This is a genomic window from Streptosporangium sp. NBC_01810, from assembly GCF_035917355.1.
Classification (GTDB): domain Bacteria; phylum Actinomycetota; class Actinomycetes; order Streptosporangiales; family Streptosporangiaceae; genus Streptosporangium.
On the sequence record NZ_CP109070.1, the window covers coordinates 373,874 to 393,586 of the forward strand.

General features: G+C 69.9%; 18 protein-coding genes and 1 tRNA gene. 6 read left to right on the forward strand and 13 right to left on the reverse strand.

Annotated elements, in window-relative coordinates; genetic code table 11:
* Nucleotides 1-32 precede the first annotated feature (32 nt).
* The 7 genes from OIE13_RS01720 to OIE13_RS01750 all read right to left on the reverse strand — a co-directional run bounded on the left by OIE13_RS01720 (nucleotide 33) and on the right by OIE13_RS01750 (nucleotide 7,417).
* Nucleotides 33-551 carry a topology modulation protein gene (locus tag OIE13_RS01720; protein WP_326643820.1) on the reverse strand — a complete coding sequence of 173 codons (519 nt, stop codon included), beginning with the start codon at nucleotides 549-551 and terminating at the stop codon, nucleotides 33-35.
* A 96-nt stretch (nucleotides 552-647) separates the two neighbouring features.
* Nucleotides 648-1,730, reverse strand: coding sequence for a glycosyltransferase family protein (locus tag OIE13_RS01725; RefSeq protein WP_326829440.1), 1,083 nt, complete (start codon nucleotides 1,728-1,730; stop codon nucleotides 648-650).
* Nucleotides 1,715-3,436, reverse strand: coding sequence for a carbamoyltransferase family protein (locus OIE13_RS01730; protein ID WP_326829441.1), 1,722 nt, complete (start codon nucleotides 3,434-3,436; stop codon nucleotides 1,715-1,717). The genes OIE13_RS01725 and OIE13_RS01730 overlap by 16 nt, the downstream gene beginning before the upstream one ends.
* An 8-nt stretch (nucleotides 3,437-3,444) precedes the next feature.
* On the reverse strand, nucleotides 3,445-4,389 hold the full coding sequence (locus OIE13_RS01735) for a thymidylate synthase (protein ID WP_326643813.1): 945 nt from the start codon (nucleotides 4,387-4,389) through the stop codon (nucleotides 3,445-3,447).
* A gap of 66 nt (nucleotides 4,390-4,455) precedes the next feature.
* Nucleotides 4,456-6,204: a hypothetical protein gene (locus tag OIE13_RS01740; RefSeq protein WP_326643812.1), complete on the reverse strand. Its 1,749-nt coding sequence runs from the start codon at nucleotides 6,202-6,204 to the stop codon at nucleotides 4,456-4,458.
* Complete coding sequence (locus tag OIE13_RS01745) at nucleotides 6,201-6,905, reverse strand: HAD family hydrolase (protein WP_326829442.1); 705 nt, start codon at nucleotides 6,903-6,905, stop codon at nucleotides 6,201-6,203. Before OIE13_RS01745 ends, OIE13_RS01740 begins: the two co-directional genes overlap by 4 nt.
* 44 nt (nucleotides 6,906-6,949) lie before the next feature.
* Nucleotides 6,950-7,417 (reverse strand): ATP-binding protein, encoded by a 468-nt coding sequence (locus tag OIE13_RS01750; protein ID WP_326643809.1) that lies wholly within the window; start codon nucleotides 7,415-7,417, stop codon nucleotides 6,950-6,952.
* A 414-nt stretch (nucleotides 7,418-7,831) separates the two neighbouring features.
* On the opposite strand from OIE13_RS01750, the gene OIE13_RS01755 reads away from it, so the two are divergent.
* The gene (locus OIE13_RS01755; RefSeq protein WP_326829443.1) at nucleotides 7,832-8,599 is read left to right on the forward strand and encodes an SDR family NAD(P)-dependent oxidoreductase; all 768 of its coding nucleotides are present in this window, start codon (nucleotides 7,832-7,834) and stop codon (nucleotides 8,597-8,599) included.
* 2 nt (nucleotides 8,600-8,601) lie between these two features.
* Here the strand turns inward: OIE13_RS01755 and OIE13_RS01760 are convergent, their stop codons facing one another.
* The 3 genes from OIE13_RS01760 to OIE13_RS01770 all read right to left on the reverse strand — a co-directional run bounded on the left by OIE13_RS01760 (nucleotide 8,602) and on the right by OIE13_RS01770 (nucleotide 11,730).
* A complete protein-coding gene (locus OIE13_RS01760; RefSeq protein WP_326643805.1) occupies nucleotides 8,602-9,984 on the reverse strand; it encodes a hypothetical protein in 1,383 nt (460 codons plus the stop codon).
* A gap of 191 nt (nucleotides 9,985-10,175) precedes the next feature.
* The gene (locus OIE13_RS01765) at nucleotides 10,176-10,694 is read right to left on the reverse strand and encodes a cysteine dioxygenase (protein ID WP_326643803.1); all 519 of its coding nucleotides are present in this window, start codon (nucleotides 10,692-10,694) and stop codon (nucleotides 10,176-10,178) included.
* A 112-nt stretch (nucleotides 10,695-10,806) separates the two neighbouring features.
* Entirely contained in the window at nucleotides 10,807-11,730 is a 924-nt protein-coding gene (locus OIE13_RS01770; protein WP_326643801.1) for an amidohydrolase, read from the reverse strand.
* Nucleotides 11,731-11,965: 235 nt separating this feature from the next.
* Here OIE13_RS01770 and OIE13_RS01775 point away from each other — a divergent pair, with 235 nt between their 5' ends.
* Complete coding sequence (locus tag OIE13_RS01775) at nucleotides 11,966-12,919, forward strand: LacI family DNA-binding transcriptional regulator (protein ID WP_326643800.1); 954 nt, start codon at nucleotides 11,966-11,968, stop codon at nucleotides 12,917-12,919.
* Between the two features lie 11 nt (nucleotides 12,920-12,930).
* Here the strand turns inward: OIE13_RS01775 and OIE13_RS01780 are convergent, their stop codons facing one another.
* Both OIE13_RS01780 and OIE13_RS01785 read right to left on the reverse strand, forming a co-directional pair.
* Nucleotides 12,931-14,397, reverse strand: a complete 1,467-nt coding sequence (locus tag OIE13_RS01780) for an aromatic amino acid lyase (RefSeq protein ID WP_326643798.1) — start codon at nucleotides 14,395-14,397, stop codon at nucleotides 12,931-12,933.
* A 4-nt stretch (nucleotides 14,398-14,401) separates the two neighbouring features.
* Nucleotides 14,402-14,782, reverse strand: coding sequence for a phage holin family protein (locus OIE13_RS01785; protein WP_326643797.1), 381 nt, complete (start codon nucleotides 14,780-14,782; stop codon nucleotides 14,402-14,404).
* A gap of 702 nt (nucleotides 14,783-15,484) precedes the next feature.
* Here OIE13_RS01785 and OIE13_RS01790 point away from each other — a divergent pair.
* The 4 genes from OIE13_RS01790 to OIE13_RS01805 all read left to right on the forward strand — a co-directional run bounded on the left by OIE13_RS01790 (nucleotide 15,485) and on the right by OIE13_RS01805 (nucleotide 17,942).
* Nucleotides 15,485-16,489, forward strand: coding sequence for an NADP-dependent oxidoreductase (locus tag OIE13_RS01790; RefSeq protein WP_326646877.1), 1,005 nt, complete (start codon nucleotides 15,485-15,487; stop codon nucleotides 16,487-16,489).
* A 22-nt stretch (nucleotides 16,490-16,511) separates the two neighbouring features.
* Nucleotides 16,512-16,835, forward strand: coding sequence for a hypothetical protein (locus OIE13_RS01795; RefSeq protein ID WP_326829444.1), 324 nt, complete (start codon nucleotides 16,512-16,514; stop codon nucleotides 16,833-16,835).
* Between the two features lie 73 nt (nucleotides 16,836-16,908).
* Nucleotides 16,909-17,304: an OsmC family protein gene (locus OIE13_RS01800; RefSeq protein ID WP_326643795.1), complete on the forward strand. Its 396-nt coding sequence runs from the start codon at nucleotides 16,909-16,911 to the stop codon at nucleotides 17,302-17,304.
* 561 nt (nucleotides 17,305-17,865) lie between these two features.
* Nucleotides 17,866-17,942, forward strand: a tRNA-Lys gene (locus OIE13_RS01805).
* A 52-nt stretch (nucleotides 17,943-17,994) separates the two neighbouring features.
* On the opposite strand, the gene OIE13_RS01810 is transcribed toward OIE13_RS01805, so the two are convergent.
* On the reverse strand, nucleotides 17,995-19,707 hold the full coding sequence (locus OIE13_RS01810; protein WP_326643794.1) for a protein kinase domain-containing protein: 1,713 nt from the start codon (nucleotides 19,705-19,707) through the stop codon (nucleotides 17,995-17,997).
* Between the last annotated feature and the right edge of the window lie 6 nt (nucleotides 19,708-19,713).

Below are 19,713 nucleotides of genomic sequence, written 5' to 3' on the forward strand. Positions count from 1 at the left end.
GCTCCACCTCCCGGTGCGGGGGGTGGAGCGCGTTATGCCTGGTGTGGGGCTGTCTGCTTCAGCCAGCGGCGGGTGTGACGGCGGCTGGTCAGCAGTACCACGTCGGCGTGCCCGCCGTACTCCTTGATCTTGGCCAGCACGCGGGGCCGCATCCTGCGCCGATAGGTCGCCACATAGCGCAGCACGCCCCAGTGGATGCGGTTGTAGATCCCGCTGTCCCGGTCCTGGCCGTGGCCGTGCTTGAGCTGGCGGGAGAAGACTCCCCACAGCGCCACGACAGTGGGCATGTCCATCAGGATCACGGTGTCGCAGGCCTCCAGCCGCACCTGGAGCGTGGAGTTGTAGTTGCCGTCGATCACCCAGCGCTCCATGCGGACCAGGTCGCGCTGGAGCGCCTCGAACTTCTCGGGTGGCAGCGGATTCCACGCGTCGTCGTAGTAGACGGCGTCCAGATGGGTCACCGGCGCGTCCACGACCTTGCCCAGCTCGCGGGCGAGGTGGGACTTGCCGCTGCCTCCGCAGCCGATGATGGCGACCCTCTGCATCTGCATGATGCTCCACGATAGTCAGGACGGTGACCTGCGACCGGGCATCGGCGCGGGCTCGTCCGAGTACAGCGGCCCCGCTGCCCGGGGTACGCGAAGGGATCATCTGACTTCCCTTCCTGAACTGACCGCCTCGATACGGGCCCGCGGTCCGGTGAGGTCGGCCAGCACCGCTTCAAGGACCCGGATCTGGGTGCTCAGCCGGAACAGTTCCAGGTGGTGCAGGCATTCGGCGATCAGCCGCATGTGCTCCCGGCTGCCCGCGATGGCACGCAGGCGGGCCAGCTTGCCGATGACGTCGGTCCTGTCGCGGACGATCAGCCGGGGAGGGACGAACCGCTCGACGTGCCGGATGTCCGCGGGGGCGAGCGGCAGGCATCCGGCCAAGACCGCCTCGAAGATGCGCTGGGTCACCTGACCGGCCGCCGCGTATCTCCGGGGCAGGAGCAGCACGGTCGCCAGCGCGCCGCCGTACAGCTCGTGCACCTGAGGGAAGGGGATCCTTCCTAGGAAGGTCACGTAGGGCCAGCGGTCGGTGTCGGGCCACTTGCCGGCGACCCGGTGCGGGAAGCGCGCGGCGGCGGACGCCAGGTAGGTGTCGAACTCCTCGTCCCTGTCGTACTGGTTGCCCACGTAGCCCAGGGTGATCGGCCGAGGAACAATCGCCAGGGCGCGCGGGTCGGCGCTGTCCAGCAGCGCGTCATCGACGGGGAACAGCAGGCTGCGCGCTCCGGCGGTCGGCGCGAGAGCGGCCTCGCACACGATCACGCCGGGTCGGTGGCGCCACGGGCTACCGGCGGTCAGCTGCCGGTCCTTGTCCCAGATCACCGTCGGGGTGCGCCGGACAACGGTGTAGTGATCCAGGAGTTCGTGCTGCCGGTGCAGGTCGCAGGTATGTTCGGGAGTCCCGCACGGAGTGGTGTTGCGGCCGGGGATGATCCAACGCCATTCCAGGAACAGCACGTCGATCTCGGGGAGACCTCGCTCGAAGGCGTAGCGACCGCCGAGGTCGTCACCGGCCTCCAGCCGGTCGCGGTCGGCCTGGAGGAAGACCAGCTGGTGGCCCTGCCCGATCAGCGCGTCGACCAGGGGACGGCGGTGGCTGCGTCCTCCGTCGGGAGTGTCGGTGATCCCGGGGCCGAGGAAGCCCCAGAAGCTGTATCCGATGATCACTTCGTCACCCACCTGCCTTCCAGGAGCAGCGCGTCCAGCCCGGAGACGGCCAGGCAGTCCAGAGCCATCCGCGGCGTTCCGCAGATGGGCTTGCCCTTGACGTTGAGGGAGGTGTTGATCAGGACGGGGACGCCGGTCCGGCGGGCGAATGCCTCCAGTACGGCGTGCATGAAGGGATTCTGATCTTTGGTGACGGTCTGGAGCCGTGCGGTCCCGTTGGCATGGACGATCGCCGGGATCCGGGCACGGGCGAGATCGGTGACGCCGGAGGCCATGGACATGAACGGGGCGTCCTGGCCGAGGGTGAAGTAGTCGGCCGCATGGTCGGCGAGGACCATCGGGGCGAACGGCCGGAACGGCTCGCGGAACTTCACCGTGGCGTTCAGCCGCTCGACCACGCCTTCGTTCAGAGGGGAGGCCAGGATGGAGCGGTTGCCCAGTGCCCGAGGGCCCGCTTCGACCCGCCCCTGGAACAGCCCAACGATGCGTCCGCTCGCAAGCTGCTCGGCCAGATGTTCGGCCGGGTCACCCTGCACGTGTTTCAGCGCGAGGGTGGGCCATGGAGACAGGTCGAGTTCCGGTTCGGCGAAGGCCGGGCCCAGATAGCAAACTCCGGCGATGCCGGACAGCGGCCGACCACCCGCGTTGAGATGGACGGCCGCAGCCGCTCCGATGGCGGTTCCCGCATCCCCCGGAGCCGGCGGGACGAAAACCTCCTCGAAGATCCCGGCATCGATGATCCGGCCGATGCTGACGCAGTTGGTCGCCACTCCTCCGCCGACACACAGGCGGCGTGATCTGGTCAGAGCCCGGGCGCGGCGGGCCAGGTGCAGCATGACCACATCGGTGCGTTCCTGTAGCGCGGCGGCCAGGTCCCGGTGAACCTGCTCGACGGGGGCGTGCGGGTGACGGGAAGGACAGGTCTCGGCGACGAAACGGGGCGACAGCCGAGGGTAACCGGAGGACAGGACCCGGATCGGGAAGAGCCTCGGGTCCAGGGTGAAACCGTCCGAGGTAAGGCAGATGGCCCGGGTGAACAGCTCGCGGAAACGCGCCGGGTCGCCGAGGGCGGCCAGCGCCATCACGGTGCCCTCCTCGTCTCCACGCCGCCAGCCCAGGTGTTCGGTGACCGCGCCGTAGGCGTAGGCGAGCGAGGCGGGATCGTGCAGGGCATGTAGAGTGCGGATCTCGGGCTGGCCGGGGGTGCGCTGGCGGGCGACGGCGACCGTGGTTGTCTGCGTCTCGCCCAGGCTGTCCACGACAAGCACGGCGGCCGCGTCCCAGCCGGAGGCGGCGAAGGCGTACATCTGGTGGGTCCGATGGTGCAGGACCGGCCGTACTCGCGCGCCTGGGAACATCCGGCCCAAGACTTGGACACGGCGGGCCGTACGTAGGGCGACCTTGGCGAATCCGGCCGCCCGGGGCAGCGCCCGTCCCCGCGTCTCGACCGAGCACAACAGGCGAGCCGCGTCGGGGACGGCGTCCAGGTAGCGGGGACCGCAGAAGTTGTAGGCGATCGCGTCCACGTCGGCGGCGGTGATGCCGGCCTCCCGCAGCAGCCACCGGACGGCATGGTGGGGGTAGTCCCTGGTGTGCTTGATCTGCGACAGGCGTTCCTCCTCGACGAACCCGACCAGCTCGCCGTTCACCAGCAGCGCCGCGGCGGAGTCGTGGGTGTAGGAGCACAGGCCCAGCACGACCGGAAAGGGGGATGTCATCACTGGTCTCACCGGGTCCCGGCCGTTGCCGTCGCGCGCGACCGTAGTTCCTCGTACCAGGCACGCAACGCCTCTCCCAGCGGCCCGCGTGCTTGGTCGGCGAGGTGCTGGGCACCGACACGGTCGCCGCTCTTCCATAGCCGGTAGCTGTGGAGCACCTCGGCCGCGGTGTCCCAGCCAGGATGGCCGGTCAGCTCGCCCGCCCGGGTCCGCGCCAGGAGCGTTTCGAAGCCGTGCCACGGCGCGGTCATCGCGGGGAGCTCCGGCGTCTCGGGGATCGCCCTCAGCGTGGCGGCCTGGTCGATGTCGCGTTCGTAGATGTGCAGGGAGTCGACGTGGTGGTGGTAGTCGCCGAGCTCGGCCTCCAGCCACCCGGCCATCAGCTCGTGCAGGGTGGTGGTGAAGAACAGGTCATACGGCAGGCCCACCCATACGTCCTGGCCGCGCATGGTGGTGGACATGTGCAGTCGCCCCTGCCGCAGGTGGAAGCGGAAGCCGAGGGTGCACGGGACGTCCCGATGCCCTGCGGTGTCCTGAGCGGGGTCGTACAGCTGAACCACCGCGCGGCGGGAGTCCGGATCGGCTTTCAGGGTCTCGATGACCCGTGCCAGCTGGTCGATCCGCCCACCCCAGCGGCGCATCCGCGGGCCATAGGCGCCGCGCAGGACTCCCCCGTCGGCGAACTGACGAAGCCGCCCGTTGAAGTCGAAGATCCACGGGTCGTCGGAGCCGGACAGGATCCACACGGTCTCGGCGATGGCGAAGGCCGGGTTGAGGATGCGGGCTGGTGGGGCGAGCAGCAGCCTGGCCCGTGGCCGGGTCAGCCGGAGGTTCACGTCCAGAACCTCTCGCGTGGCCATGCCTCGCGGGCTGACGCTCCGCCCGCCGTTCATGGTCAGAGCTACCGTCCCGCCGAACAGCCCGGCGACGCTGTCAGCCGTCAAGGTCATCATCAGGGGTTTCCTTCCTGGCCCGCCATCAGCGGGGCATCGTTGTCGAGAAATGCGGGCCGTACGAGGTCAGCTCGACGGGCCGAGGACGAGTTTCGCGACGGCGGCAGCAGTCGCGCCGTCCCATCGGCACACGGCGTTCTTCGCCCTGCCGGAGACGGATGTCTGACGAGGGAATGCGGCCAGGTGAGACAGGGCCGCGGCGACATCGGCCGCATCCGCGCAGGCACGCGCCGCCTGATGTTCGGCCAGACCGAGGGTTTGCTCGCCGGGCAGGCGGAGTTCGAGCACCGGCACGTTCAGCAGCATCGCTTCGATACCGCAGGTGGAGGAGACCGTCACGATGGCGTCGGAACCGACCAGGCAGCCGCGCGCCCCTGTCGCCGGATCGGCGACGGCCACTTTCAGCCCGGAGAGAGCCTCGAACACGTGCGGGTCCTGCGCAGGATGAGGAGCGATGACCAGTTCCCAGCCTCCCTCCGCTGCCTGCATCCCACGTAAGAGGATCTCCGCCTGGGTTCGCAGACGGCTGCGGGAGAACGGCTGGCAGGCCCAGACCACGATCCGTTCCGGTGGCCGGCCGCCTTCCGAAGTGAGCAGACTCTCCAGGTAACGGCGCTGACGCGGGCGATCCACCGAGGCGAGTGCGTCAAAACGTGGCTGGCCCAGCACGTGGATCTCGGCGTCGTCACGCCGTACCCACCCGGCGGCCGACGCGGCGTCCCGCTCACCCATGACGACGATGTGACGGCAGTGCAGGACGGGCCAGGCCACCGACCCGGGAATCCACGCTCCGTGCTGCACGTAGACGGTCCGCACGCCGATCCGGTCGGCGGTATGTACGGCGAGCGCGCCGAGAGGGCTCGTGTCATTGCTGACCAGCATCGTCGCGGGCCGGGTGGCGGCGATGACACCGTCCAGCCACGCTTCGGCGTTCACGGTGGCGCACCAGGACGGCTGGGTGCATCCCGCGCTGCGCTCCAGCAGGCGGGCCGCGAGGTCGGCCAGCCGGTCCAGGAGGACCTTATGTGCTCCGATCAGCACGGATCGACTGTCGCCCGGCTGCCGCATGGCATGGAGAGTGGTCACGGGAAGCCCTCCGGGAGCGAGCAGGCGGGTGAGGGGAATCCGGTGGACCGTGATCAGCGGATCATCGACCTCCAGGCACCGTTGTGCAGGGTCAGTGGCCAGATCCAGCAGCAGGCTCCGCTGTCCATTGCGGCTTACCTCCGCCAGGACCGGGAGCAGCGTCCCGGCATGGCGCGATGACCACGACACAGCCACCACCGCCGCCGTCGGGAAGCTGGGGACATCCCGGATCTCTGCGCTGGCGAAGGAACGGGGTAACGGCGCCGACGCGGCGAGGACCTCTGCGCCGAGGAGGTAGGCGATTCCCGGCCAGGTGACCGTATAGGAGCGGTACTCCTGCGAACTGCTGTCGCGTTCGCCGATCAGCGCTTGTCCAGGTGGGACGGTAATGGGACCGGGGGCGCTCGTGAACGGCGGCCAGGCCGACAGGGCGAGCAATTTACGCACGACCTGGGAGACCAGCCTCCGCACCGGCACTTGATGGACGTGCAGCCACGAGGCGCCGCTCGGTGTCACGGCGAGTTCCGAGGCGAACGATCCGAGCTCGTCCATCACGTGCTCGACATGCCGCTTGATCTCGTCGGGATCAATCTCGCCCACGTCGAGTTCCTCCACGCGGATGCGCGGTCCCGCTGAGGGCGTGAGGCTCGCGGCGCGCATCAGGTCCCAGCTCGGCGTGGCTGACGGCCGCCCTGAGAAGATCAGCGTGAGGTCGCTGGCAGTGGTCATCTGGGGCTCCTCAAGGGCACCGGTGAGGACGCCGCGGGAGCCTGTAGGTTCCGCCCGATCTGGACGAGGCGGGCGGGAGTCTCCACGACCAAGGGAGACGGTGTGGTAGGAGCCCCATATCCCCATCCGGCGTGGATATACCGCACGCCTGCGCGCAAGGCGGCCTCCTGGTCTACCGCCATGTCCCCGACGTAAACGGCTTGTGCCGGATCCGCTCCGAGCTCGACCAGGGCCAGCAGCAGGGCGTCAGGAGCGGGTTTGCCACGCTCGCTACCGGGAGTACGCACCGTGCCGAACGGACAGCCCAGGTGTTCCAGGAGCGGTGCCGCCCGGTTGAGCGGCTTGGCGGTCACAACCCCAAGCGACCAGCCGTCCTCAGCGAAGGCACGCAACGCCGCCTCGATTCCGGGAAACGGCGGGGCGAGGTCAGCCCACGTGACGGACGCCTCGTCGTAGGTGGCGTGCAACAGCTCGGCCTCGCACAGGCCAAGCTGCCGCATGATGTCGGGGAAGGGACGGCCGATGTGGCGCAGGTAATCCTCGAAGGGGACGTCCACGTTGTGACGTTCCTGAACGAGCTGCCAGGCCCTGCACATCACGACGCGGGTGTCGAACAGGACGCCATCCAGATCGAGCAGCAGCGCTCTGCGGGGCTCGGGGGCGGGCGATTCATCGTGGGAGCCAGCAGATGGGGAAATCACGGTCGCGGTTCTCCTTGCTGAGGCGGATCCGGGGATGTCACAGGTCACGCGGAGGACGTGCTGTCGCGGCGCAGGAAGGTGGTGACCTGCTTTCCGTTTGCGGCGATAGGAGCGGCAGTCCATGACTGAGCGAGAGCCGTGATGATCTGCAGCCCACGGCCGTTCTCCTGATCGTCAAGAGCGATCCGGGGCACGGGCAGGATCGGAGAGCCGTCCTGGAGATGGATGCCCACGGCGTTCGGCCGCAGTTCCAGGAGCAGGGTGACGATCTCAGTGCTCTGACCCATGAGAGCGGTGAGATCTTCCGGCCTCTGGCTTCGACCGTGATGGAAGGCATTGGTGACCAGTTCGCTGACGATCAGGACGGCGTCATCGATGAGATCCTGCTCTCCCCACGCGCGCAGGATGTCGGCGGTGAAGACGCGGGCCCTCTTCGGGGCGAGAGGATCGACGGCCGTCTTCAGCTGGGCGTGAAGTGTAACTGCTGGAAGGTCCACGTCGGCGGCGCTCATCACGGCTGCTTCCGGCCGACCGCTCCGGATGCGTCGTTCCGCCTTTTCGCGTAGTGAGAGCGCTGTGGGCGCGAGGTGCTGGAGATGCCATCGACGGCCATAGCCGGATTCCTTCCTGGAGACCAGACGGGGGACACTCTGTGCTCAGCGACCGTCACCGTTCGAAGCGGTAGGGCGCCGTGCTCAGGCAACCCCTCCGGCGGCCGTTCCGGAAGGATGCATCGATGGTGTTTGCGGGCACGCCGGGGTGCACGCAGGTTGTACGCCTTGCGCGAGGTGGGGCGTAGTCGCGAGGTCCTGTGCTGCTGCATGCTCACCAGGGACCATTCGGCAAGATCGTGGAGTGTTGACACAGGAAGGGGACACGACATGGACGGCAGTCACGCCGGCCCGGCCGGAAGCGCTGGATTCACATTGACCGGAAAGCGTGTTGTCGTCACGGGCGGATCACGCGGGCTGGGCGAGCAGATCGTGCGGCGTCTCGTGCTCGAAGGCTGCTCGGTGGCGGCATGCGCCCGCAGCGAGGAGCACCTCCGTCAGATGGCTGAATCCCTGGGGGGGTACGGTGAGAACACGCTGTTCACCAAGTCGCTGGACGTGACCGCCTCAGAGCTGCTGGAGGAGTTCGTCGCCGAAGCGGCTTCTCGATTCGGCGGGCTGGACGGCGTCGTGGCATGTGCCGGTGGGGCGAGAGGCGGAGCGCTGGGCTCAGCGACCTCCCAGGACTGGACGGCGACGTGGGAGCTGAACGTCGGGCACGCGGCCCGGCTCATCTCGGCCGCCGCCCCGCATCTCCGTGCGGCGGGTGGTGGATCCGTCGTGATCGTCTCGTCGATCTCCGGCTGGAAACCCGGACCTCAGCCCCAGTACGGCGCGGCCAAGGCCGCACAGATCCACCTGGCCACCTCGCTGGCCCGGGAGCTCGGGGCGGACGGGATCCGGGTCAACGCCGTCTCACCGGGCTCCATGCTCATCCCGGGCAAGCGGTGGGATCGGATGCGCACCCAGCATCCCGAACGGTTCGCCGCGTTCACCCGCGAGTTCCCCGCCGGGCAACTGGTGGATCCTGCCGAGGTCGCGGCGGTGATCGCCTTCCTGCTCTCCGACGCGGCGAGCGGCATATCAGGGGCGAACATCCCGGTGGACCGGGCGCAGAACGCGCCGACCCCGGACGGTTACTGACCTCAGGCCGCGCCGAGTACGGGCCGGGCCTGCCGTTCGAACCGGCGCACCAGCGGCTCCGCGTGGTGCGGCTCCAGCCTGGTGCGGAAATCACGCAGAGCCTGCACCGACCGTTCGGAGTGAACCGTGCCCAGTAGGTTCAAGGCGGTGCTGGCCGCATCGATGGCCTCGTCCAGGCGCCGCTGCTGTAGATGTGCGGTGGCCAGGACGGACTGGCTGATGGCCTGGCGTCGACGCCGGTCGGCGTTGGCGCGTACCGAGTCGTCGGCGAGGTGTTCGGCGCGGCGGGCATCGCCCAGGTCACGGAAGCAGTGCGCGGCCTCGGCCTCCAGGTAGTGGTGGTCGAGGTAGCGGACCCAGGGCGACTCCTCCGAAGGACCGTCGCTGGCGTCCAGGGCAGCGTCGGCGGCCTTCAACGAGGCGGCGGCCTGCGCCGAGTGCTTGAGGGCGGCATGCCCGCGAGCCGCCATGGCATGCAGCCGCATCAGCCCGAGCGGGCTTCCCGCATTCTTGGCTGTGGCCAGTCCGCTACGCGCGAGGGCGACTCCCTCGTCGGGACGGCCGAGGCTGGTGGCCAGATGAGACAGGCCGGCCAGGATCTGCCCGCCCAGCACCCGGTCCCCGCCTTCGGCACAGAGCCGTAGCGCCTGGATCATGTAGCGCTCGGCCAGGCCGTACTCGGCCGAGTCATAGGAGCTCCAGCCCGCCATCGCGGCCAGCTTCGCCGCCGCAGTGAACAGCCGGCCGCGCTGGCGCTCGGGTGCCCCAGACCGCTGGAGCATGGGGACGACCTCGGCGGTGAGGTAGTGCACGACACTGGAGCGCACCTGTCCGCCGCCGAAGCGGTTGTCCATCTCGTCGAACATCGCGATCATCGCGTAGACACGCTCAGCGGGGCCACTGTTCGCGACGGCTGTCAGGTGTGTGGCCTGGTCGTCTTCGAGAAGCCAGAGCAGCCAGCGGCGCTGAGGGTCCATCAGGGCCGTGGCGACGAAGGGCACACTGCCCAGCAGCGCGCGGCGGGAGATATCGGTGGAGCCGAGTTCGGCAAGCGTGTGCAGTGTTTCACCCACATCTTCACCATAGGCGAGCGAACGGGCCACGACGGGACGCTGAGGCTCCGCCAGAAAACCGATGGCGACCGGACTGAGCGCGCGTCCGAGGCGTTCGGCCAGCGCAGCGGCTATGAACTCCGGGACATGGCCCCGCGGATGCATCCCTTGCAACCAGCGGGTGACAGATGCCTTATCGTAGCGCGTCACCACTCCCTGGCGCCCCGCCAGCTCGTTCACCCGACGCGCGAGCGCACCGTGGGAGCACCCCGCCTCGGAGAGCACCGCAGCCAGCGTCGTGTTGCCGCCCAGGAGTGTTCTGTCACCGCCCATGCGTTGATGATGCCTGCCCAGGGGGCGCCTGTCCCAGTATCTGGACCTGGTCTGCTCTCAAATACAACCCCCCGTACAACCGAACAACCCTTGGGCGGTCCGGTGCCGAACTTGATCAATTCTTTTTTGATCAGGTTCGGCACCTGTCCAAGGCCGTCTCCCTGCCGAATCTCCGCCCGAGCCGTCCGGCCTCAGGCGACCTCGACCATCTGCTCGGCGTCGTCCAGCGGGCGCAGCTCGTCGGCGTAGCTGACCGAGACGCGGCGCATCACGCCGCTGTCGCTGATCGAGTACTGGCCCAGGCGCCACAGCGGCGGTGAGTACGCGTGGATCGAGACGCTGCCGTGCACCGCGCCGTTCAGCCGGTGGATGTGGTCGGGACCGAAGGAGAAGGACCCGCCCTCGGAGATCATGGTCTCCAGGTGCTCGCCGCCGATCCGGGGGTTGCACTCCAGGAGTGTCCCGGCCACCACCCGGACCGCGCCGGAGGAGGTGTCGTGGTCGTGCCAGCCGGTGTCGTCCTCGGGCCGCCAGCACAGCAGCCAGATGTCGACGTGGGAGTCACGGTAGAGAGAGGCGTAGTGGCGGCCCCCCTCCTCGGGGAACTCGACCTGCCCCTCCCATCGGGAGGGGTCGGCGGCCAGCTCGTTGACCAGGTCGAGAAGCTCGCGCCGGTCGAGGGCGCGGGCGGGCAGGGCCTCGTAGCTCATGCGGACTCACCGCCGGACGGCTTGGCGCCGCTGCTGTTCACTCGCGTGGCGCTCGCGTCGCTCGGGGCCGTCGTCGCCGGGAGCACACAGCTCCCACGGTCCTGGGACTGGTTCACTGACGCGACTCCTTCCGGTTCAACAGACGGTTGGGGTTGGTGACCGCCATGGCGTGCCAGGCGGCGTCGCCGAGCCCGGGGTCCGGGGCGGTGGCGTAGGGCTGGTCGGAACCGCTGACCACGACGTCGACGCCGAGTTCGCGGACGATCGCGTCGATGGCGCGCGGACCGTAGGAGGAGGTCTCCAGGAACATGCCGGGGTCGACCTGCCCCCGGCCCTCCCCGCCCCGGTTGGCCAGGCGCTCGGAGTGCAGCGGGGCCAGCCCGGCGAGCAGCGAGAAGCAGACCCGCAGGCGGGGGTGGCGGGCCCGGCCGAAGGCGGCGAAGGCGTACCAGGCGGAGTGCATCTGCTGCACGTACGGCACGACGGCCGGCCACCAGCCGGGCACCCCGGGTACTTCGGGTTCCTCGGCTTCCGGGGCGGGTCCTGGGTGCACGAAGAGCGGCAGGTCGCGTTCGGTGAGCACGTCGAGCAGCGGGGCGAGGTGGGCCAGGCCCGCGGCGTCGCGCACGGCGGTCGCGGGCAACTGGAGCCCGGCGAACCCTCGCCCGGCGTGCCGGGTGTCGAGGCTCTTGGCGAGCCTGCCCGGGTCGACCTCGCTGAGACAGGTCGCCGCCCAGGCGCCGAACGGCGCGGGCAGGGCGAGGGCGTCCTCGTGGTAGGCGTCGATGATCGGCCAGGCGTCCTCGGGCGGCAGCGACTCGATGCCGAGCGGGCTGGACAGTGACACCAGGGTCAGGGAGAGGTCCGAGTTCAGTGCGAGGCGCGCGGTGAGGTCGTGGTCTGCGGGGTTGACCTCGTAGGGGGGCTCGCCGCCGGTGTGGAGGGTCCAGCCGTCGAGGCGGGGCGCGGCCGTGCGGTGCCTGAGCGCGTCGACGAACGCGGGCGTCCACAGATGCTGGTGAACGTCGACGGCCACAACCGGCCTCCCCCCAGACTATCGAGGTATTTCCTACCTAGAATATAGGTAACCGCTCCCACCATGCTACATCCAGCAGTGACACGGTTCAGTGAACCGTTTCAGTGAATCGCTTCACCTCGTATCATGTCAATACCCTCAAAAGCCGCGATCTCCCTGGGAGTGCGCCTTCGGAGGCCTTGAGGAATAGGCTGGTCCGATGCCCCAGCCCCGGAAACGAGCGACCATACGTGAGGTGGCGAAGGCCACCGGACTGTCACCCGCCGCCGTCTCGTACGCGCTGCGCGGCATGCAGGTCTCCGAGGAGACCATCGAGCGGGTACGCCGGGCCGCGGCCGAGCTCGGCTACGAGGCTGATCCCATCGCCCGCGCGCTGGCCAGCGGCAGAACCGGCATGATCGGCCTGCTCTGCGGCTCCCTGGAGGATCTCTGGCAGCAGGCGCTGGCCGTCGGCATCGGCCGCGCGCTCAAGGACAACGACCGCTACGCCCTGATCCTGGACGCCGCGGGCGACCCCGCGAGGGAGCACACGCTCGCCAGGCAGCTCCGCGACCAGCGAGTGGACGCGCTGATCGTGCAGCCGGTCGACCCCGCGGCACCGCTCTGGGCCGAGCTGTGCGAGGGGCTGCCGGTGGTGTCGATCGGCGACGCGCTGGCCGGGGCGCGCGCCGCGGGCGAGGTCGTCTTCGACAACAGGGCCGGGGTGACCCTCGCCCTGGAGCACCTGAGAAAGCGAGGCCACCGGCGCCTGGCCGTCCTCACCTCGACCGGGGCCAGCACCCCCGACAGGCCCGCCGACGTGCACGTCATGGCCGAGGCCGGGCGGCTGGATCTGGACATCGAGATGGTCACCGCCCCGCAGTCACTGGCATCCGCCACGAGGGTCGCCGGCGAGATGCTCGACGCCGGGCACCGGGCGTTCTTCTGCTTCGCCGACTCGATCGCCTACGGCGTCTACGCGGCCTCGGCCGAGCGGAGGCTGGTCATCCCGTCGGAGGTGTCGGTGATGGGCTACGACGACCACCCCATGTCGGGACTGCTCACCCCCGGCCTGACCACCGTCGACTGGGACATCGACGGTATCGTCCGGGCCGCCGTCCGGATCGTGGTGGCCGCCGCCGACGGCAACCCGCGCCGCCGCCGCATCGTCCAGGCCCCCCAGCTCCGCGAGCGCGGCTCGGTCGGCTGACCGGCGGAGAGTCAGCGAACGGCGAGGGCGAGGCCGGACAGGAGCCCGCGTGCCACGTCGAGGTCGGCGTCCAGCGGGCGGTCGTCCATCGCGGGATCGAACGGTAGATCGCAGGGGACGCCGCGCAGGCGCAGGGCCCGTACGGAGGTCACCAGCTCGCAGGCCAGGACGATCTCCAGCGGTTCGACGGAGGCGAGCGTGGAACGGGCCGCCTGCGGGGTGAAGCTCGCGTGGTCCTCGGTTCCCAGGGAGAGCACGGCGCCGCCCAGAGTGACGGGGGCGGCCAGGTGGCGCAGCTCGGCCAGGGCGGAGTGCGCGACGTATTCGAGGATCATCACCCCGGAGCGGCCGGGGCGCTCGGCGAGGAAGGGGAGCAGCCCGGTGTGGGCCGGGTCGTTCAGGGTGGCGAGCCTGGCGGCGCTCAGCGTCGCGGTCTGCACGAGCGCGGCCCGCAGGGCGTCGAGGGCCAGTGCGACCCGCGCCGAGTGGAAGTTGCCGTTGTGCCAGGCCCGGCCATCGGCGATCAACGGGTTCTCCGGAGCCGCGTTCGCCTCCTCGGTGACGGTCTGCTCCGCCCGGTGAAGAGCGTCGAGCACGGCCCCGTGGACCTGAGGGAAGGCGCGGTAGCCGTACGGGTCCTGTACGCGGCGCGGGTTGGTGGCGCCGACCAGGGCGCGCAGCCCGGCCGCGACCGAGGTCTGCTCGGGGCCGCGCTGCACGACGGGAGAGAGCGGTTCCAGCGAGGCGTCGACCGCCAGGAAGGAGCGGGCCGCGACCGCCGTGGCGGCGGACAGGAGGACTCCCAGGCGGTGGCAGGCCAGCGCCGCGTCCGCCAGGGTGGCCGCGCCCGAGCTGATGAACGGCAGTGCGTCACCGGCGGCGAGCGCGAACCGGGGCACGGGCTCACCGGCGTGCGTGCCGGGAGAGGCGTCTTCGGCCCGGGCATCGGACCCGCCGGCCCGCGTCGCCCAGGATGAGGCGTCGGTTCCGGCTCGCCCGCCGGTCCGTACGCCCTCGGAGGGAGACCTCCAGGCGAGCTCGCCCAGCAGACAGAGCGCGGTGGTGGCCAGGGCGGTGAGGTCACCGGTGCCGATGGCGCCGTAGGTGCGGATCGGCGGGGTCAGGCCCCGGTTGACGGCGGCGGCGAGTACGGGCAACAGCGTGGGATCGACCCCCGAGCCGCCGGCGAGCAGCTGGTTGAGGCGGACGACGAGGGTGGCGCGGGCACGGAACTCCTCGATCTGCGGCCCCGCGCCACCCGCGTGGCTGCGGAGCAGGTCAAGACCGGCGGCCTCGGTCGCCACGTCCTTGTTGGCGCCCACCCCGGTGGTCCGGCCGTATACCGGCCCTTCGAGCAGGCAGGCCGTCCGCCATGCCGCCCGCGCGCGGGCCGTGGAGCCCAGCGCGACCGGTGAGCCGTGAGCCGCCCGATCGACCTGTTCGCAGGTCAGGTGGGCGCCGTCAAGGACGACGACCATCGGTTCAGTCGCCGACGATCGCGTCGAGGATCAGGTCGAGCAGCCAGCTGACCAGGCCGATGACGATCGCGCCCCAGAACGCGGGCCAGAAGCCCTCCACGTGGAAGGGCAGGCTGAGCTCCTTGGCGATCCAGCTGGTCAGCAGCAGCAGCCCGGCGTTGACGACCAGGGCGAACAGGCCCAGCGTGAGGATGTAGAAGGCGCAGCCGAGTGTCTTGATGACGGGCTTGAGAACGGTGTTGACGATCCCGAACACCAGGGCGACGGCGAGGAGCGTGCCGATCTCCTTGGCAGGGGTCTGCGCGGACACCGTGATGCCGTCCACGAGCCGGGTCGCCGCCCACAGGGCGGCGGCCACAACCAGTATTTTGATGATTATTTTCACGTTTGGGCATCCTCGCATGGATGGTTGGACGGGCGGCAGATCTGCATCCCGAGAGCGGATATATACGGACACTAGACACTTTGCTGGCCGGCCGAGCGCCTGCCGATCCGATCGATACCGAGCGCCGCGGGTACGGCGGTCACGGTGACCGGGACGGCGGACCGTATTCCGGCTTCCGTGGAGAGTTTCGCATCCGTGACCAGATGCGGTCACGAAAGTGGCGAGATCTTGTCAGGTGCGTCGCCGTTTCGCGAGAAGAACCGCTACCGGATGGGAAAGTCCCAGATGAGAAGCACAAATCGCCGAGGGGGCCTCATCATGTCGGACGACCGATCATCCACCGGCCGATCAGGAGATCAGTCCACCGGAGGCGGGACAGAACCCGGAACCCGGCCGGTCCCCAAGCCGGGCCCGAGGCCCGGTCCCGTTCCCAGGCCTGGACCCGGCCCCAAGCCCGGTCCCAAGCCTGGACCCGCTCCCAAACCCGGCCCCCAGCCCGGCGCCGCTCCCAAGCCCGGGCCCGGACCCGGAGCAGGACCCGGAGCCCGGGCCGGGGCCGGACCCGGGGCCGTGCCGGAGACGGGAGCCGGGCCGAGGGCCGGAGCGGGCACCGGTGCCGGGAGGGCCGCCGCGACCGGGACCGCCGCCGCGACCGGGACCGCCGCTGTGAACGGGACGTCGGCGCGTGCGGCCGGCCGTACGGTGTCGCGGGAGATCCGGCTGGCGTCGCGGCCCTCGGGGTGGCCGGTCCCGGAGAACTTCGAGCCGGCCGAGGCCGAGCTGCCCGCTCCCGAGGAGGGGGAGATTCTGGTCCGCAATCTCTTCATCAGTGTCGACCCGTACATGCGGGGACGCATGAACGAGGGCGAGTCCTACTTTCCGCCCTTCCAGATCGGTGCCCCCCTCGACGGCGGGGCCGTCGGCGAGGTCGTCGTGTCGCGCTCGCCGGACTTCGCCCCCGGCGACTTCGTCACCCACGGGTACGGCTGGCGCGAGTACGCCGTGCTTGACGCGAGGCAGGCCTGCAAGGTCGAGGAGATCCCGGGTGTCCCGCTCTCCGCCTACCTCGGGGTGCTGGGCATGACCGGCCTCACCGCGTACGTGGGCCTGCTCGACATCGCTCACTTCAAGGAGGGCGAGGCGGTGTTCGTGTCCGGCGCGGCCGGGTCCGTGGGCAGCCTGGCCGGGCAGATCGCCCGGCTGAAGGGCGCCTCACGCGTGGTGGGCAGCGCCGGGTCGCCGGAGAAGGTCGCCTACCTGGTCCGCGATCTCGGCTTCGACGCCGCCTTCAACTACCGCGACGGCCGGATCGGTGAGCAACTCGCCGAGGCGGCCCCCGGCGGGATCGACGTCTACTTCGACAACGTCGGCGGCGACCATCTACAGGCGGCCATCGACGAGCTGAGGATGTACGGCAGGGTCGCGATGTGCGGGGCGATCTCGGTCTACAACGCCACCGAGCCGGTACCGGGCCCGAACAACCTCCTCCTGGCCGTGGGGAAACGGCTCACCCTGCGCGGATTCATCGTCTCCGACCACCAGGCGCGGCTGCCCGACATGATCGCCGAGGTTGGCGCCTGGCTCCGCGAGGGCAGGCTCGTCTCGACGGAGACCGTCGTCGACGGCCTGGATAACGCCCCGCGGGCGTTCATCGACATGCTCCGCGGCGCCAACACGGGGAAGATGCTGGTCCGGCTGGTGCGCTGACTGTGCGTACCGTCGATCGCGCATGATGGTGACAATCTCGGGGCAGAAGGGGCGTGAGGGGGTGGGTCTGTTGGAAACGGATGAGCTTGAGTCACTGTCGGCCCAAGAACTGCATGATCGCGCGGTCCACTACGCCGTGCACCACGGAGATCTCGGCTTTCTGTGGGAGCTGCTCTCCTTGATCCCGGCGGCGGAGGCGTCATCGGGCCACGGGGATGAGACGACCAACGACCTTAGCCGGATCTCGGCTCTGCTCAGTGACGCCATGGTCTCGGGCCACGGGGAGCTGGGCGACGCGCTGCGCCCGTTCTACATCGAGTACCTGTCCAGACATCCCGATGCCTGAGGCGGGCGCCGTTCCGGCCTCCCTGCCTCTGTAGGGTGATCCGCAGATCCAGGGCGGCCGGAGGAGGAACGCGATGGCGCAGGTGAGAGTGGAACGGACCGAGAACGGGTTCGTGGCGCGCAATGACCGAGGAGCCGAGGTCGCCATGGGCAGTGGCGACGAGCAGGGGACCTTCACCCCGGTCGAACTGCTGCTCGCGGCGCTCGGCGGCTGCAACATCGTCACGGTGGAGCCACTGACGGCCCAGCGTGGCCACCGCATGGTCCGCCTGGCGATGACGGTCCAGGCGGAGAAGGTCGAGGCGAGCAAGCTGGGGCCGATCACCATCACCTACGACGTGGAACTTCCCGAGGGTGACGAGAAGGCCTCCGAGGTCCTCCGCGCGGTGGCCCACCGCGTCGAGGAGAAGTACTGCACGGTGAGCCGGGCGCTGAGGGAGAACACCGAGGTCGGCCTCGAACTCCCCTGATCCAGGCCCGGGGCAGGCAGATCGGTTCTCGGCCCGAGCTCGAACCGGGCCGATCGGCCTTCGGTCCGAGCCCGGGGCAGGCCGATCGACCCCCGGCCGAGCCCGAACCAGGCACCTCGACCCCCGGGAAGCCGGATTGTCGGGTATCCGGCGGGGGTTGACGGAGGCTTCGGTGATACCGGGTCAAGGGTGGGTGTAGGTGCAAAATCAACCTTTGGATGACGCGCCCGTTACATTTGGCCAGGTAGTGTTGTTGCAGGTCAAGGGGTCTGCGAAGCCCGGGGGGAGCATTGCAGAGACTTTTCACCGGATAAGGACGCGAGGGGGATCGCGTTCCCGAGCGGAGCCGCCGGAGTCTTGGGGGAGACGATGGCAAAGCCCGCGAAGAGGCCGGGGCCGGACAGTTGGGGGACTGTCCGGCCCCGAGTCTATCCGGGGGCCGGACGGCGTCCAGGCGGTGGACAGTGGCGGACAGTGGCGGACAGTGGCGGACAGGGGCCGAGCGGGATCAACCGGGGTGCGAGCGAGCTGAGGCTGCTGCTAGAGTTACCCCCGTTGCAAGCGCCGCTAGCTCAGTTGGTTAGAGCAGCTGACTCTTAATCAGCGGGTCCGGGGTTCGAGTCCCTGGCGGCGCACCACCGGCTGAAGCCGATGACCTGGGCACCTTCCGCACCGCGGGGGTGCCCGTAGTCATTTCCGGCCCTCGTGCGGGTTCTCCGGCCGCGCCCGCCCCTCACCTGATCGTTGATCTTTCGATGGGTGCGGATGGCGAAGGACCTGAGCGCGTAGAGCGCCGTCGAGGCCGTTGAGCAGGCGGTCGGCGCGGCCGTCGGAGGAGGATTCGAGCAATCTGGCGATGATGGCGGGGGGCAAGTAGCCGAGCACGTCGCACGCCTTTTGTGCGGGCATCGTCTCGATCAGGCGGATGGCGAGCGGGGTCGCGGCGAGGACGCGGACGATGCCGGCCGTGGTCCGGGCGGCGGTGCGCGCGAGGATCTTCGCGACCTCGCCGGGAGGTATGGCGCCCAGCAGCGCGCCGCCCTGTCCGGGATCGATGTGGCTCAGCGCCTGGCCCGCGCGGGCCGTCTCCATCGCCCGCAGCACCGCGGCGGTCTCCCGCCGCCTGGCCGCCATCACATTCAGCACGGGGCCTGCGGTTCTCGCCGGGACCGCGTCGAGAAACGAGGCGGCCCTGTCCGCGGACAGCTCCAGCAGGATCGCCCCCGCGGCTTCCGGCTCGATGTGGACCAGCACCCGCGAGACGATCTCCGCGGGGAGGCGGGCGAGCAGTCGCGCGGCGGGCGAGGTCGCCATGGCGCTGACGACCCGGGCGGCTTCGGCTGGGGCCAGCCCGTCGAGATCCACGGGCCTTTCCTGCGCGCGCTCGGTGGCCCTGGACGAGATCGGTGACGCGGGCCTGGGCGACGGTGTGGCTGAGGGTGCGGCCCCTGGCCGGTGCTGCGAGGGCGCGGGGTCGGAAGGGTGGGGTGAGGGGGCGGCGACCCTGGGCCGGCGCTGTGCAGGCGCGGGGTCGGCAGGAGGCGGTGAGGGGGCGGGCCTGGGGCGGTGTGGCGAGGGCGCGGGTGGGGGATCGGCGACGATCGACCTCAGAATCCCCTCCAGTCCCCGCGCGTCCATCCGCCGGTCGGGATCCTTGCGGAGCAGCCTGACGACCGCGTCGGACAGCGGCCCCGTACGAGTGAGGCGGGGAGGGGCGTCGAAGGTGATGGCTTTCATGGTGGCCGGCACATTGCCGCGGAAGAACGGGGAGTATCCCTCCAGGGCGTGGAAGAAGGTCGCCCCCAGAGACCACAGGTCGGCGGGCGGCCCCGGAGGAAGGCCGTTGATCCGTTCCGGCGCCATGTATTCCAGCGTGCCCGCGAAGGCGTTCTGCGAGGTGAGGCGGCTCTCGCCGATGATGTGGGCGATACCGAAGTCGACGAGGAACACCTCGCCCCCCTCGCCGACCAGGATGTTGGCGGGCTTCACGTCACGATGCAGCACGTCGGCCCGGTGCGCGGCGGTCAGCGCGGCCAGCACCCGCCTGCCGATCTCGGCGATCCGGCGCTCGCCGATGGGGCCGCGCTCGATCAGGTCCTGGAGCGAACTGCCCTTGACGTAGGCCATGACGATCCAGGAAAGATCGTCCTCCACGAACATATCGTAGACCTCGACGATGCCGGAGTGCCTGATCCGCGCCGCGGCCCGCGCCTCGCGCAGCACGCGCTGGCGACGCACGGACAGGTGCTCTCCGTTCGGGAACAGGATGAGCTCCTTGAGCGCGACGCGGCGCCCGAGCAACTCGTCCTCGGCCAGCCAGACATTCCCCATCCCGCCACTGCCGATCATGGACAGGAGCCGGTAGCGGTCATTGACCAGGCGGCCGTTCATTTCGGGGATCACGCAGGG

Coding starts and splice junctions, on each gene's coding strand:
- OIE13_RS01720 (WP_326643820.1), bottom strand. CDS start 551: ATGCAGATGCAGAGGGTCGCCATCATCGGCTGCGGAGGCAGCGGCAAG.
- OIE13_RS01730 (WP_326829441.1), bottom strand. CDS start 3,436: ATGACATCCCCCTTTCCGGTCGTGCTGGGCCTGTGCTCCTACACCCAC.
- OIE13_RS01735 (WP_326643813.1), bottom strand. CDS start 4,389: ATGATGACCTTGACGGCTGACAGCGTCGCCGGGCTGTTCGGCGGGACG.
- OIE13_RS01740 (WP_326643812.1), bottom strand. CDS start 6,204: ATGACCACTGCCAGCGACCTCACGCTGATCTTCTCAGGGCGGCCGTCA.
- OIE13_RS01750 (WP_326643809.1), bottom strand. CDS start 7,417: ATGAGCGCCGCCGACGTGGACCTTCCAGCAGTTACACTTCACGCCCAG.
- OIE13_RS01760 (WP_326643805.1), bottom strand. CDS start 9,984: ATGGGCGGTGACAGAACACTCCTGGGCGGCAACACGACGCTGGCTGCG.
- OIE13_RS01765 (WP_326643803.1), bottom strand. CDS start 10,694: ATGAGCTACGAGGCCCTGCCCGCCCGCGCCCTCGACCGGCGCGAGCTT.
- OIE13_RS01780 (WP_326643798.1), bottom strand. CDS start 14,397: ATGGTCGTCGTCCTTGACGGCGCCCACCTGACCTGCGAACAGGTCGAT.
- OIE13_RS01795 (WP_326829444.1), top strand. CDS start 16,512: ATGATGGTGACAATCTCGGGGCAGAAGGGGCGTGAGGGGGTGGGTCTG.
- OIE13_RS01800 (WP_326643795.1), top strand. CDS start 16,909: ATGGCGCAGGTGAGAGTGGAACGGACCGAGAACGGGTTCGTGGCGCGC.